The sequence below is a fragment of the Pseudomonas sp. S32 genome (assembly GCF_016648095.1).
Classification (GTDB): domain Bacteria; phylum Pseudomonadota; class Gammaproteobacteria; order Pseudomonadales; family Pseudomonadaceae; genus Aquipseudomonas; species Aquipseudomonas parafulva.
This window is the reverse complement of the sequence record NZ_JACVVF010000005.1, coordinates 138,561-152,755: the sequence shown is the minus strand read 5'-3', so window position 1 is coordinate 152,755 and position 14,195 is coordinate 138,561. Positions and strand designations below refer to the sequence as shown.

The 14,195-nt window shown below is 62.9% G+C and carries 14 protein-coding genes; 6 read left to right on the top strand and 8 right to left on the bottom strand.

The annotated features are described in order from the left end of the window. Positions 1-24 precede the first annotated feature (24 nt). Both ccoG and IAE38_RS04700 read right to left on the bottom strand, forming a co-directional pair. The gene (ccoG, locus tag IAE38_RS04705; RefSeq protein ID WP_201216245.1) at positions 25-1,428 is read right to left on the bottom strand and encodes a cytochrome c oxidase accessory protein CcoG; all 1,404 of its coding nucleotides are present in this window, start codon (positions 1,426-1,428) and stop codon (positions 25-27) included. A gap of 120 nt (positions 1,429-1,548) precedes the next feature. Beyond that, positions 1,549-1,788 (bottom strand): DUF3203 family protein, encoded by a 240-nt coding sequence (locus tag IAE38_RS04700; RefSeq protein ID WP_201216243.1) that lies wholly within the window; start codon positions 1,786-1,788, stop codon positions 1,549-1,551. Positions 1,789-1,957: 169 nt separating this feature from the next. Here IAE38_RS04700 and IAE38_RS04695 point away from each other — a divergent pair, with 169 nt between their 5' ends. Further along, entirely contained in the window at positions 1,958-2,476 is a 519-nt protein-coding gene (locus IAE38_RS04695) for an MgtC/SapB family protein (protein ID WP_028633854.1), read from the top strand. 534 nt (positions 2,477-3,010) lie between these two features. Here the strand turns inward: IAE38_RS04695 and IAE38_RS04690 are convergent. Both IAE38_RS04690 and IAE38_RS04685 read right to left on the bottom strand, forming a co-directional pair. Then, positions 3,011-3,910: a hydroxymethylglutaryl-CoA lyase gene (locus IAE38_RS04690; protein ID WP_201216241.1), complete on the bottom strand. Its 900-nt coding sequence runs from the start codon at positions 3,908-3,910 to the stop codon at positions 3,011-3,013. Positions 3,911-3,927: 17 nt separating this feature from the next. Next, complete coding sequence (locus IAE38_RS04685) at positions 3,928-4,326, bottom strand: MerR family transcriptional regulator (protein WP_201216239.1); 399 nt, start codon at positions 4,324-4,326, stop codon at positions 3,928-3,930. Positions 4,327-4,518: 192 nt separating this feature from the next. On the opposite strand from IAE38_RS04685, the gene ggt reads away from it, so the two are divergent. From ggt to sodC, 3 genes are all read left to right on the top strand, one after another. Continuing rightward, a complete protein-coding gene (ggt, locus tag IAE38_RS04680) occupies positions 4,519-6,309 on the top strand; it encodes a gamma-glutamyltransferase (RefSeq protein WP_201216237.1) in 1,791 nt (596 codons plus the stop codon). Positions 6,310-6,375: 66 nt separating this feature from the next. Then, entirely contained in the window at positions 6,376-7,257 is an 882-nt protein-coding gene (locus IAE38_RS04675) for a LysR substrate-binding domain-containing protein (protein WP_201216285.1), read from the top strand. Positions 7,258-7,359: 102 nt separating this feature from the next. Then, positions 7,360-7,875: a superoxide dismutase family protein gene (gene sodC, locus IAE38_RS04670; RefSeq protein ID WP_060481090.1), complete on the top strand. Its 516-nt coding sequence runs from the start codon at positions 7,360-7,362 to the stop codon at positions 7,873-7,875. Positions 7,876-7,933: 58 nt separating this feature from the next. Here the strand turns inward: sodC and IAE38_RS04665 are convergent, their stop codons facing one another. From IAE38_RS04665 to IAE38_RS04655, 3 genes are all read right to left on the bottom strand, one after another. Further along, positions 7,934-8,770: a bifunctional allantoicase/(S)-ureidoglycine aminohydrolase gene (locus IAE38_RS04665; protein ID WP_201216235.1), complete on the bottom strand. Its 837-nt coding sequence runs from the start codon at positions 8,768-8,770 to the stop codon at positions 7,934-7,936. Positions 8,771-8,876: 106 nt separating this feature from the next. Next, positions 8,877-10,268: an LLM class flavin-dependent oxidoreductase gene (locus IAE38_RS04660; RefSeq protein ID WP_201216233.1), complete on the bottom strand. Its 1,392-nt coding sequence runs from the start codon at positions 10,266-10,268 to the stop codon at positions 8,877-8,879. A 17-nt stretch (positions 10,269-10,285) separates the two neighbouring features. Next, positions 10,286-11,266, bottom strand: a complete 981-nt coding sequence (locus IAE38_RS04655; protein WP_201216231.1) for an aliphatic sulfonate ABC transporter substrate-binding protein — start codon at positions 11,264-11,266, stop codon at positions 10,286-10,288. A 197-nt stretch (positions 11,267-11,463) separates the two neighbouring features. On the opposite strand from IAE38_RS04655, the gene IAE38_RS04650 reads away from it, so the two are divergent. Both IAE38_RS04650 and IAE38_RS04645 read left to right on the top strand, forming a co-directional pair. Further along, the gene (locus IAE38_RS04650; RefSeq protein WP_201216228.1) at positions 11,464-12,345 is read left to right on the top strand and encodes a hypothetical protein; all 882 of its coding nucleotides are present in this window, start codon (positions 11,464-11,466) and stop codon (positions 12,343-12,345) included. A 96-nt stretch (positions 12,346-12,441) separates the two neighbouring features. Next, complete coding sequence (locus IAE38_RS04645; protein ID WP_060481085.1) at positions 12,442-13,113, top strand: TetR/AcrR family transcriptional regulator; 672 nt, start codon at positions 12,442-12,444, stop codon at positions 13,111-13,113. Between the two features lie 26 nt (positions 13,114-13,139). Here IAE38_RS04645 and IAE38_RS04640 read toward each other — a convergent pair whose 3' ends face one another. After that, positions 13,140-14,147, bottom strand: a complete 1,008-nt coding sequence (locus IAE38_RS04640) for a GlxA family transcriptional regulator (protein WP_201161630.1) — start codon at positions 14,145-14,147, stop codon at positions 13,140-13,142. Between the last annotated feature and the right edge of the window lie 48 nt (positions 14,148-14,195).

Genomic DNA, 14,195 nt, shown 5'->3' with positions numbered 1-14,195 from the left:
GCAAGGTGATATCAGTTTAAGGGATCAACGGTTCATAGGGGCGACGAAGCGGCTGTGGGCCACACTGTTGATGGCGGGGTCGTCCTGGTCGCTGATTTCGAACGCCAGCGGCTGCGAGCTACTGACGGGGCGGTCGGCGAGCATTGCTACCGACACCGGCAGCTCGCTCATGTCCCCCGCAGCGACCGTGAACAGGGTCTTGCCCTGCAGGCTGAAACCATCGGCGTCCAGCAACTGCAAGCGGTAGTGCCCGGTGCGTTCGGTCTTGTTGATGATCTTCAACAGGTAGATGTTCTCGATCTGGCCCAGGGCGTTTTCGCGGAACAGGCCACGGTCCTTGATCACATCCAGCGATACCATCGGCCGCAGATACAAGGCCATCCCCAGCGCACCGAACATGACCAGCAGTGCCAGCGCATAACCGGCCAGGCGTGGGCGCAGCCAATGGGTGGTGCCGCCTTGCAGGCTGTGCTCGGACTTGTAGCCGATCAGCCCGCGTTCATAGCCCATCTTGTCCATGACGCCGTCGCAGGCATCAATGCACGCGGCGCAGCCGATGCAGGCCATTTGCAGGCCGTCACGGATATCGATGCCGGTGGGGCACACCTGCACGCACAGGGTGCAATCGATGCAATCACCCAGGCCCTGGGCGTGGGCGTTGCTGCCTTTCTTGCGGGGGCCGCGGCTTTCCCCACGGCGCGGGTCGTAGGCCACCGCCAGCGTGTCCTTGTCGAACATCACGCTCTGGAACCGCGCGTACGGGCACATGTGCAGGCACACCGCCTCGCGCAGAAGGCCGGCATTGATGTAGGTGGCGGCAGTGAAGAACAGCACCCAGAACAGCGCCACGCCGCCCAGTTGCAGGGTCAGCAGCTCTGCCGCCAGTGGGCGTATCGGGGTGAAGTAGCCGACGAAGGTCAGGCCGGTGACCAGGCCGATCGCAAGCCACAGGCTGTGCTTGGCCAACCGGCGTACCAGCTTGTTGGCGCTCCACGGCGCTGCAGCCAGTTTGATGCGCTGGTTACGGTCGCCCTCGGTGACCTTTTCGCACCACATGAACAGCCAGGTCCATGTGCTTTGCGGGCAGCTGTAGCCGCACCACACGCGCCCTGCGTAAACGGTAATGGCAAACAGCCCGAACGCGCAGATGATCAACAACGCGGACAGCAAAATGAAGTCCTGGGGCCAGAACGTGGCACCAAAGATGTGGAACTTGCTGTTGCTCAGGTCCCACAGCACAGCCTGGCGCCCGTTCCACTGGAGCCAGGCTGTACCGAAGAACAGCAGAAACAGCGCCCCGGCAAAGCCGATGCGCAGGTTTCGGAAAACGCCCCTGAAGCTGCGGGTATGGATACCGGCCTCAACGGGCCTTGGTTGTAGCTTGGCTGGAACTACCGCGATCTCTGCATAAGGGATTCTATCGTTCATGGCTCCGTGCTCATCAGGCCTCGATCAGGCATGAGCACTATGGCCCTGAGGCTGTTATCGGCACAGGCTCAGATTTTTAGATAAAAACCATATCAGATACCCGGCCAAAAGCTGCAGGCCTCAGATTATCGAGCCTGGAGCGGTGGTCTTCAGATGCCTGCGGCTATCGACCGCACCTGCAACGGTGAGGGCGTCGGCCTCCGCTTCGGTGATCGGCACCCGGTGATCTGCCAGCGTCGCGACGGACATGCGCAGGCGCTCGTCGGTGATGATTTCAATGTCAGGGCCTTGGGCCTCCAGCCGCACGCCGTCCGAGATGAGCAGGCAGCGCTGAGTTTCGGGGTTGGTTTCAACAGGCATGGGATGTCCTCCTTGGTAGGTGATCGGTGGACCTCCAGCGCAGGCGGGTTACTGCAACTACCCGCCGGCCGGCACTTTGTGCCCCGCTTCACGGTCCACACTGCACTGGCTGGCTCGCGCAGAGGCGGCCGCCGTTCAACAACACACTATCAGTGAGGGAACACGCGACGTGGAGATTATCTGGCAGGCAATCATGATCGAATTTGCCGATGTCACCGACGCGCGTGAGGTGACGCGCATTTTGGTGCGCCTGTTGATGGCCGCGCTGTTGGGCGCCGTGCTGGGGTTCGAGCGTGAGCACAGGGGCAAGTCGGCGGGGGTGCGTACGCACATGCTGGTTTCTCTGGGCGCTGCGTTGTTCGTCCTGGCACCGAGCATGGCGGGCGCTGACGAGCAGGCCATGAGCCGGGTCATCCAGGGGATAGTCGCGGGCATTGGTTTTCTGGGCGCGGGTACCATCCTGAAGGGCAACGGCCGTGACACCAGCCACGTCAAGGGCCTGACCACGGCTGCGGGGCTGTGGATGACAGCGGCCATTGGCACGGCTGCCGGCATGGGGCGGGAGGCCACAGCGCTGATCAGCACGGTGCTGGCATTACTGGTACTGGGGTCGATGCCGGTGCTGGTAGAAAAAGCCGAGGGGCAGGATGAGGAGAAACGCGAGGAGGAGGAGGGCAGGAAGCACTGAGGGGAGCCGAAGCTCCCCTCAAAGCGTTGTTGCCTGCTCTTTGTTTCTTATTATTGGGACCGGCCTGTTGTTGTTTTTGTCAGCCTGCCCTGGTGGAGCGGGTGGCCCCCATCCGGGGCCAAGAGCAAACGTATTTTTTTGAGCGCTGACCTGCTTTCGTCATTGCTGATACGAACCTGGCTGCGGCTACCTGAAGGTAGTTTTATTATTCTGTGCCAGACCGCGGGGCGTGCCCCGAAAAGCCTATCGACTCCAAAAAGATCTGCTTGCTACGCCTCTGCCGTGTTGTTCTTGTTATGTCAGAGCCGTTACCTGTTGTTCTTATTGATCGCTGCTTTGTTGTTCTTGTTGTACGGAAGATATAGCAGGGTGCGTGCCAACTTTTAAAAAGCCTTATAAATCAGTTATTTGAAAAATTTAGGTCTGAGCTTGCAGCACTAAATGCTGTCCAGATGTTTCCCTGATACCCGCTTTTTCACTTCACCTGCACAGGCCGGTAACACTCGACGCACACCTGCGTGACACCTTGATGAATCACTGCGCACGGCGGGCGCTTGCCACCCGCGAGCCATTCTGCCGGCCAAGGATGGCACTGATGCGCTCACCCGCTGCAACCAGGCGGCCCAGATCGATGCCGGTGTCGATACCCAAACCCTGCAGCAGGTAGACCACATCTTCTGTGGCCACATTGCCGGTCGCGCCCTTGGCATAGGGGCAGCCACCCAAGCCCGCTACCGAGCTGTCGAATACGCTGATACCTTCCAGCAGGCTGGCATAGACATTGGCCAGGGCCTGGCCATAGGTGTCGTGGAAATGCCCGGCCAGCTGCTCGCGGGGCACTTGCGCCGACACCACCTCGAACAGCCGCCGGGTATCGCCTGCGGTGCCGGTGCCAATGGTGTCGCCCAGCGAAACCTCGTAACAGCCCATGTCGTACAACGCTTTGGCAACGGGCGCTACCTGCTCGGCCAGGACCTTCCCCTCATAGGGGCAGCCAAGCACACATGAAACATAACCACGCACCCTGATGCCCTGGGCCCGGGCAGCCTCCATGATCGGCTCGAAGCGTTTCAGGCTGTCACTGATGGAGCAGTTGATGTTGCGCTGCGAAAACGCTTCGGAGGCGGCAGCGAACACCGCCACTTCCCTGACACCCGCAGCAACCGCATCTTCGAACCCGCGCAGGTTAGGTGCCAGGGCCGCATAGGTAACACCCGCACGTTGGCCGATCGCGGCAAACACCTCGGCCGAGCCTGCCATCTGGGGTACCCATTTTGGCGACACGAAGCTGCCCACTTCGATGTAGCTCAGGCCCGCAGCGGTGAGGTCGTCCACCAGCCTGACCTTGTCTGCAACGCTAATGGGCTGCGCTTCGTTCTGCAGCCCGTCACGGGGGCCTACTTCAACCAGTCGGGCATATTGGGGCAATGGCATGTCGAGGTTCCTGTGGGTCAATGGCTGGCGTTGTTATCGAGCGTGGTGGCCAGCGCTTGTTCGCAGCGCTCCTGGGCGGTGTCCAGCTCAAGCTGCATTTGATGGATATCGAGCATCTGCTGCTCCAGCTGCGCGCGGCGTTCGGCGATTTTGGCCAGCATGCTGGTGAGCTGCTTGAGGTTACCGCCCGAGGGGTCGTACAGCTCGATCAGTTCACGGCATTCGGCGAGGGAAAACCCGATGCGCTTGCCGCGCAGGATGAGCTTGAGGCTGACCTTGTCACGTGCCGAATAGATGCGTTCAAGGCCCCGTCGCTCCGGGCGCAGCAGGCCCTGTTCCTCATAAAAGCGGATGGCGCGGGTGGTGATATCCAGCTCGCGGGACAGGTCGGAGATGCTGTAGGTCTGGATGCTCATGCGGTGACTCTGGATGGGGTACGGGGTAATCCTGAAGGCAGGTTGACGTTTACGTCAAGTGCAAGCGAAGGGTCTGTCCTTGGCAGGGTTGTGATAGCGGCGGTTTTGTTCGAACTGCGTGAGGACTGTATCCTCTGCGCTTTTGCCACAGGGGGCTTGGCTGGCTTGAGGCCCCGCGCAGGAGGCGACTACATGAAACCTGGAACCCCGTTGATCGGCACGCTGTGTCTGCTCCTGGCGTCTGCATCAACGTACGCCGATCAGGTGCTGCCTGCACCACCGGAACTCAGCTCCGGCTACCGCGGCGGCCTGCAACCGGTCACCGCGAGCAAGCACATGGCGGCGGCTGCCAACCCGCTTGCCAGCGAGGCAGGGCGGGCAATACTGCGTGCAGGTGGCAGCGCCATCGATGCTGCAATTGCCATGCAAATGGTGCTGACACTGGTCGAGCCTCAATCCAGTGGCATTGGCGGTGGCGCGTTCATCCTGTACTGGGATGGCCACCAGGTGCAGGCATTCGACGGGCGCGAAACAGCGCCGGCAGCGGTGAGCGAGACGCTGTTCCTCGGCCCTGATGGCACGCCCATGCCGTTCCGCCAGGCGCAGATCGGTGGCCGTGCCGTCGGCGTGCCGGGTGTGCTGCGGGCCTTGGAACTGGCCCATGCCCAGCATGGCAAGCTGCCTTGGCGCGCGCTGTTCGCGCCAGCCATCACCTTGGCCCGCGACGGTTTCCCGGTATCGGAACGGCTGCACACGCTGTTGGCCGGCGACCCCTATATTGCCCGCTCACCGGCCATGGCCCGCTACTTCCTCGATGAGCATGGGCGGCCGCTGGCGGTCGGGACCCTGCTACGCAACCCTGAGCTGGCGCACACCTTGGAGCAGATCGCCGAGCAAGGGGCCGGTGCGTTCTACCAGGGCGACATTGCCCAAGCCATCGTCACAACCGTGCAGGCACACACCAATGCGGGCTACCTGACACTGCAGGACCTGCAGCACTACCAGGCCAAGCAGCGCGAGCCGGTGTGTGGCCCCTACAAGGCGTGGCGTATCTGCGGCATGCCACCGCCGTCTTCAGGTGGGGTAGCGGTGCTGCAGACGTTGGGCATCCTCGACGCGCTGCAAAAAACATCGTCAGCCAATGACCTGGCCCGCCTGCCACCGCAGCCTGTGCCGTCCGCTGCCCGGTTGGAGGCAGCGCCCCGTGCGGTGCACTTGATCGCCGAAGCTGAGCGCCTGGCCTACGCCGACCGCGCGCAATACCTCGCCGATAGCGATTATGTACCAGTACCGGTGAAGGCCATGACCGACCCTGCCTACCTCAGCCACCGTGCGGCGCTGGTGGGGGAGTACAGCATGAAGCGGGCCCGCCCGGGGCAGCCTCAGGGCGCCACCCTGGCCCTGACGCCTGACCGTTCACCGCTGCGCATCTCCACTTCACACGTCAGCGCTGTCGATGACCGTGGTCAGGCCTTGGCCATGACGACATCGATTGAGGCGGCGTTCGGTTCACACCTGATGGTCAAAGGGTTCTTGCTGAACAATCACCTGACCGACTTTTCATTCATCGCCCAGGAGCAGGGCAGGCCAGTGGCCAACCGTGTGCAACCCGGCAAGCGGCCATTGTCAGCCATGGCGCCGACGCTGGTGTTCGCGCGCGGCAGCGGCGAATGGGTGGCAAGCCTTGGCTCACCTGGCGGTTCGCAGATCATCGGCTATGTGAGCAAGGCCCTGATCGGCCTGCTGGACTGGAAGCTGAACCCGCAACAGGCTGCCGGCCTGCCCAACTTCGGCAGCCGTAATGCGGGCACCGAAGTGGAGGCCGGCCTGACCAGCCCGGCGCTGATACGGCAACTGGCGGCCTGGGGGCACGACGTGACGCCCATGGCGATGACCAGCGGGTTGCAGATCATCCAGCGCAGCGCAGCAGGCTGGGTGGGCGGTGCGGACCCGCGGCGCGAGGGGGTGGCGGTCGGTGACTGAGTGCTTTGCAGGCTTTGGGCGAGCGTGCTAGAACGCAGCCTCTGCATTTGGGAAATGAATATCACCATGACCGCCGGCGCCAAATCGAATACAGCCTTGTTCGACCTCGACCTGCTGCGGGCCATCGTGGTGGTGGCCGACTGCGGCAGTTTCACCACGGCGGCCACACGGCTGCACTCCACCCAGTCGACCATCAGCCAGAAGGTGCGGCGCCTGGAGGATATGGTCGGGCACCGCTTGCTGGTGCGTGGCAACCGCGACGTGCTGCCCACTGACGCCGGGCAGACGCTGCTGGGCTATGCCCGGCACATGTTGGCCCTGAATGACCAGATGCTCGAAGCCCTGGCCGGCGCCCTGGTCGGCACCACGGTGCGCTTGGGCGTGCCCGAGGACTTTGTCGGCGGGCGCACCACCAACGCCTTGTCGGCCTTCAGCCGCCAGCACCCGCAGGTGAAGCTGGAGGTGACCAGCGGCTTGTGCCGCGACCTGAGCCAGGCCTACGACAACGGCGAACTGGACCTGATGCTGCTCAAGCAGCGGCGGGGCACCCGTGAAGGCATCGCCTCCTGGCCAGAACGCCTGCAGTGGATAGACAGCGCACGGCAACCTGCTTTCGAGCTGGACCCGGTGCCACTGGTGACGTTCCCGCCACGCGGCCTGTACCGCGAGGACATGATCAATGCCATCGAGAGCACTGGCAGGCGCTGGCGCATCAGCTTCACCAGCTCAAGCCTCAGTGGTATCCAGGCAGCGGTGGCCGATGGCATGGGCATCAGCCTGCTGCCACCCCGGGCGGCCACGGCTGACCACCAGATTCTCGGCGCCGGGCAAGGGCTGCCAGAGATAGACAGCTATGAAATCGTCATCGTCCACCGGCCGGCAGCGGACGCCATGGTCAAGGCATTGGCCAGTGTGCTGCAGCGGTTGCTGGCAGGCGGCAGCCTCTAACAAGTGTTTCAGGCTGTGGCAGGATGGAATGACTGGCATGGGGCGTAGTCCCATGCTTTACGTGGGTACGACGCCCGCCCTTTTCAGCCAAGGAGAACCCCTATGAAAGCAGCTGTATTCGCCGCATTGCTGGCCACTACCGGCCTTGCCCAGGCCGCGCAGACGGTGGAGCTGAAGCTCGCTGGCCCCGACGGCCCAGGCAAGTCGATCGGCACCATCAGCATCGAGCAGAACAAGTATGGCACCTTGCTCACGCCTGATCTGAAAGACCTTCCGCCTGGCGTGCATGGCTTCCACCTGCATCAAAATGCATCCTGCGCGCCGTCTGAAGACGCCGGCAAGACCGTACCGGCGGGGGCTGCCGGTGGGCACTGGGACCCAGACAAGACCAACGCACACAAAGGCCCGTACGATGACAGCGGCCACCGCGGTGACTTGCCTGCCCTTTATGTAGGTGCAGATGGCAAGGCGACCTACCCGGTACTGGCGCCGCGCCTGAAGGCAGAGGACTTCAAAGGCCATGCCTTGATGGTGCATGCCGGCGGCGACAACCACAGTGACCACCCTGAGAAGCTGGGTGGCGGTGGTGCGCGGATGGCGTGCGGGGTCGTTCAGTAACCCCGCCGCCAAACGGGCGCTTCTCGCGCAGTCGGGGCCGGCAAGCGGCCCCGATGCCTCAGCGCTTGGGGTTCAGCGTCAGGTGGGCGTGGCGGTTCACGTCCTTGTACAGCAGGTAGCTGAAGTTACCTGGGCCACCGGCATAGCAGGCTTGCGGGCAGAAGGCGCGCAGCCACATGAAGTCGCCAGCTTCCACCTCGACCCAGTCCTGGTTCAGGCGGTAAACCGCCTTGCCCTCCAGCACGTACAGGCCATGTTCCATCACATGGGTTTCGGCGAACGGGATCACGCCGCCTGGCTGGAAGGTAACGATGTTCACGTGCATGTCATGGCGCATGTCGGCCATGTCCACAAAGCGCGTGGTGATCCAGCGGCCTTCGGTGCCGGGCATTTCGATGACGGTGGCGTTGTCACGGTGGGTCACGAACGATTCAGGTACGTCCAGGCCTTCCACCTTCTGGTAGTGCTTGCGCAGCCAGTGGAATGTGACATTGGCCTTGCTGTTGTTGCGCAGGCTCCACTCAGCACCCGGGGCCAGGAATGCATACCCGCCCGGCACCAGGGTGTGGTGCTTGCCTTCCACGGTGATGTCCAGTTCACCTTCGACGATGAACACCACGGCTTCTGCGTTGGCGTCCAGTTCAGGCCGCTCGCTGCCGCCTTCCGGTGCGACTTCGACGATGTACTGGGAGAAAGTTTCGGCAAAACCGGTCAAAGGCCTGGCGATGACCCACATGCGCATCTTGTCCCAGAACGGCAGGTGGCTGGTGACGATGTCACGCATCACGCCTTTGGGGATTACAGCATAGGCTTCGGTGAACATGGCACGGTCAGTCAGCAGCTCGGTTTGAGCCGGGTGCCCACCGTGGGGGGCAAAGTAGGTGTGTTTCGACATGGATGATCTCGACTTGTTGTTCTATCCCCATGCCGTGAACCGCACCGGCCGGTGCGGCGCAGGGGACGTGGCGACAGAATAGGGGCGAGCCGGGCGCATCCACAAATTAAATGTTGGAATACCCGGTATTTGCTGGCTGAATACTGACATGCTGCCCCGCGTGCTGGCTGGGCAGCCGGTCACCGTTGCCAAACAGCTTGTTGCGCAACGTACCGTCGGCATACTGCAGCGGGTAGCGGCCGCGCCGCTGCAACTCCGGCACCAGCAGCTCTACAACGTGGGTGAGGTCGTCTGGCTGCACGGCATAGGTCAGGTTGAAACCATCGATACCGGTCTGGTCCATCCAGTGCTCCAGCTGGTCGGCCACCTCTGCCGGCGTGCCGAGCAGTACCGGGCCGCGCCCACCCAGGCCAATGAACCGTGCCGCTTCCGCAACCGTCCAGCGGCGCTCGGGGTCGGCCGCCGTGAAGGCCGCCAGCGCCGCACGGCCGGCGTCGTTTTCCACATATTCTATGGGCGCGTCAGGGTCCAGGCCTGCGAAATCGATGCCCGTCCACCCGGACAGCAGCGCCAGCGCAGCATCCAGGTCCACGTACCGGCGGTATTCATCGAAACGGGCTTGGGCCTCGTCGTGGGTGGGCGCAACGATCAGCAGCGCCTGGGCGTAGATCAGCACCTGATCACGGCCACGACCCACCGCCGCACCGGCCTGGCGCACGCCTTCGGCGTAGCGGCGCAGCACCGTCGGCGTCGGCCCGCTGATGAACACGCATTCGGCATGCCGCGCTGCAAATTGCTGACCGCGCGCCGACGCGCCGGCCTGGAACAGAACCGGTGTACGCTGTGGCGATGGCTGGCACAGGTGCATGCCCGGCACCTGGAAGTGCTCCCCAGCATGTTCGATGGAGTGCACGCGCGAGGGGTCGATATATCGGCCGCTTTCACGGTCCAGCACCACGGCATCATCCTCCCAACTTTTTTCCCACAGCTTGTACAGCACCTCAAGGTACTCTTCAGCCAGGTCATAGCGTTCATCGTGCCCCAGTTGCCTGGGCAGCCCCAGGTTGCGGGCGGCGCTGTCCAGGTAGCCGGTCACGATGTTCCACCCCACGCGCCCATTGCTCAGGTGATCGAGCGTGGACATGCGCCGTGCGAACGGGTAGGGGTGTTCATAAGTGAGGGAAAAGGTCACGCCAAAGCCCAGGTGCTCGGTAACGCCGGCCATGGCAGGCACCAGCAGTAACGGGTCATTCACCGGCACTTGCACGCCACCGCGCAACGCCGCATCCGCGCTGCCTTGGTAGACATCGTAGATACCCAGCACGTCGGCAATGAACAGCGCATCGAACAAGCCCTTTTCCAGCAGCCGGGCCAGGTCGGTCCAGTAGCCCAGTTGGTTGAAGGCAACGCTGGTATTGCGTGGGTGGCGCCATAGGCCGGGGGATTGATGGCTGGCGGCATTCATGCTGAACGCATTGAAGCGGATAGGGCGGGGCATGGCAGGCAGACTCCGGTTCAAGGCAGTACGGAAGTGGGGTAGACCGCATCGGCCACCTGCAACTTGCGCGGGATCAGGCCAAGCCCCTGGAAGGTATCCGCCAGCTTCTGCTGTTCGGCAACGATCTGTGGGGTGATGGGCACGGCATTGTAGTTGCGCCGTTCGCTGGCCACCTCCAGCACGCTTGCGCTGATACCCAGTTGTGGCGCCAGCAAGGCCGCGACGTCGGCCGGCTTGGTATTGGCCCACTGGCTGACCTTGGCCAGCTCCGCGAAGAACGTTTTGAGCAAGGCGCGGTTCTGGTCGGCAAATGGGGCAGTGGAGAGGTAGAAGGTGCGGTTGTTGGACAGGCCGGTGCCATCACGCAGGTTTTTCAGGCCGGGCTGGCTTTCGGCGGCAGCCAGGAACGGGTCCCACAGTGTCGCCGCCTGTACGCTACCTGATTGCAGCGCCGCCACAGCATCGGCGGCGTTGTTGACATAGGCGGGTGTGATGTCCTGGTAGTTCAGGCCGGCCTGCTCCAAGGCGACAGCCAGCAGGTATTGGGCGTTCCAGCCGCGGCCGGTGGCAACGCGCTTGCCCTTGAGGTCCTGCACGGCGGTCAGCTGGTCCTGTTCGCGCACCACCAGGCCGATGCCACGTGGGTAAGGCTGCTCGGCAGCCAGGTAGACCACCGGCTTGCCGGCAGCCTGGGCGAATACCGAGGGGGCATCCGCTGCATGGCCGAGGTCGATGGCGCCTGTGCTAAGGGCTTCGAGCAACTGTGGGCCGGCGGCGAACTCATGCCAGCTCACTGTCACGCCTTGGGGTGCCAGGGCTTTTTCCAGTGCGCCACTGCCTTTGAGGATGTTGATGCTGTTGAACTTCTGATAACCGATACGCAGGGTTTTGGCCTCATCGGCCACCGCTGACGAGGTGGGGAGCAGGGCGCCGGCAAGGCCTGCCAGCAGACCGCCCACCAATAGGCGGCGCAGGGGTGAAAAAACGCGATTGGGCATGGCAGGTCTCCTGGGGCGAGGGGTAATGAATGCCGTCAAACCTAAGCAGCCAATCACAAACTTTCAATTTATATATTTCTTATGGCTATATCATTTTGTTATTTATATATCCTTTTGTTTTGTAATGATCGTCCTGCGCTCGACATTTTTTTCACATCTGGTTGGTAGCATCACGCGCAGAATAATGGAGCCCCTGTATGCCGCTGACCCTGCGCAAGCGCAGCACCCGCCTGGCTTTTGCCGCCACCTCTGGCCTGGTGATCGCCACCCTCGGCTTTTTTGCCTGGCAAAGTTTCTACCCCGTACAAGCCGCACCTGGCTGGGATGTAGACGTGCTGCACACGGATGTTGCCAAGGCGGCATCGTTGTTGCCGCAGGCCGACGGCAGCCTGCTGGTCAGCCGTGAACTGGATGACGGCCGCGGCAGCATCTTGCGGATCACCGCCGACGGCGAGCGCAAAGTGCTCATCGATAAATTGTCCAAACCGGACGGTATGGTCGCCGCGAGAGGTGGCTGGGTGTTCAGCCAGGAAGGAGGGCTTGCGCCGGTCAGCCTGGCCCGTAACGGCCAGGTAACGCCGTTGTTCGACGGCATCGCCGTACAGGGCCTGTGGAATGAGGGTGACCACCTGTACGCCGTTGAGGACCGCAAGGGCGATGGCCGCCTGATGCGCTATGACTGGCGTAACGGGCACGTCGATGTGCTGCGCTCGGGTTTGACCGAAGCCGAGGGGCTTACTCGGTGCGACGGTCGCCTGTTGTACACCCAAAAGGCCGATGGCCGGGTGAGGGCATTGTCAAAGGACGGCAAAGACCCGGTCGTGGTCGAGGGCCTTAGCAACCCCACCTTCCTGTACTGCGACCAGCGCGGCCTATGGATCAGCGAAGACAACACCCATCGGGCCCGGCTGCTGCGCATCCGCCCCGATGGCACGCAGCAGACCGTGCTGTCGTTCCTCAAGGCGCCGCAGTCGATCGTGGCCGACGGCAAAGGGGGTTACCTGCTCGCCGAAGGTGGGCGCAACCGCGTACTGCACCTGGCACCGCCCGCCGAGCCCACCCAGGCCGCCACCCAGTGATGGCAGGCGGCAGCCCTGCGACCAACGCCACGCTTCCCTGCACCGCCCGGCTCACGGATAATCCGCGCACATTCCAATAAAGAGCCTGTGAGTGGTATGAGTGATTCCGTAGTCAGCCCCGGCCCGCACGAACAAGAACGGGGGCGCCGCACGCGCAAGAACAACCCCGAAAAAACCCGTGAGGACATCCTGCAGGCCGCCATCATCGAGTTTGTCCAGCAGGGCCTGGCTGGGGCACGGGTGGATGCCATTGCCGAGCGCACCGCAACCTCCAAGCGCATGATCTACTACTACTTCGGCAGCAAGGAGCAGCTGTATTGCGAGTGCCTGGTCAAGCTGTATGGCGACATTCGCAAGACCGAGCAAAGCCTGGACCTGGAATCGTTGCCGGCCGAGCAGGCCATCCGCCGGCTGGTGGAGTTCACCTTCGATCACCATGACCGCAATGTCGACTTCGTGCGGATCATCTGCACCGAAAACATCCATTACGGTGAATACGTCAAGCAGTCACCGGTCATTCGCGAAATGAGTAGCCTGGTGCTGCAGGCGCTGGGCAATACCTTGCAGCGGGGCGTGCAGGAAGGCGTGTTCCGCGCAGGCATTCAGGTGATCGACCTGCACATGCTGATGAGCGCGTTCTGCTTCTACCGGGTGTCCAACCGGCATACCTTCGGTGAAATCTTCCAGATCGACCTGCTGGACGACGACATCAAGCAGCGCCACAAGGCGATGATCTGCGACGCAGTGTTGGGGTACATCCGCGCCTGAGCCGGCCCACCTGTGCAATGGGGGGCTCAGTCCCCCAGCCGCTGTTCACGTGAGGGCGGGTAGCCAAAATACGCTGCGTAGCATTTGCTGAAGTGGGACACCGACACAAAGCCACAGGCCACGGCCACCTCCATCACCGAGAGGTCGGAATACTGCAATAGCCGGCGGCTCTTGGTGATGCGCAGCTCCATGTAGTACCGCCGGGGTGACGTCCCCAGCTGCGCCTGGAACAGCCGGTCGATCTGCCGCCGCGAGCGGCCGCTGTAGGCCGCCAGCTGGTCGAGGCTGAGGGTTTCCTCCAGGTTGTTTTCCATCAGCTCGACAATAGTGCGCAGGTGGAGGCTCATCGATTTTTTTGCGCCTGGGCCAACCTGCCTGTAGCGTGCGCCGGAGAACGACAGGATCTCCTCTACACCCTCGGCGAGGCCGTCACCGTACAGCCTGCGCACCAGGCCCAGCATCAGTTCCATGGCCCCATTGGGGCTGGCGGCGCTGAGGCGGTCGCGGTCGAGCGTGAAGCTGGCCGGGGTGATACGCGTCTGCGGGCTGCGTTCCGACAGGCTGGCGCGTTGTTCGGGGTGGATACTGCAACCATAATCGTCCAGCACCCCGGCGCGGCCGAGAAACCAGGCGCCGTTCCACAGGCCGCCAAGGGCCATGCCCTGGCTGGCGCAGTCGTCCAGCAGGCGGTCCAGCTCCGGGTATTTCAGGGGTGTGCGCAGGCCGCCGCAGATCACCAGCAGGTCGAGGTGTTTGAGTGCCTGGGGCGACAGTTCGGTGGCCACCAGTTCCAGCCCCAGGTCACTGAGCACCCGGTCACCGTCGAGGGACAGCGGGGTGAACTGGAAGCTGTCAGCGCGCAGCAAGTTGGCCGTGACCAGCACGTCCATGGCCACGGTGAAGCTGGCCATGGAGAAGTGTTCGAGCAGGACGAAATCAACTCGGTAGGGTGTCAGCGCGCTGGCGCTGGCAGACTTCAGCCTCAGCATGTTGCTGGTACTGGTCTTCTTGCTGAACTGACGTGCTGTGGCCACTCTGGACTCCGCTTGCTGGCTGGCCCGCTGAGTGTGGCCGGTGCCCCG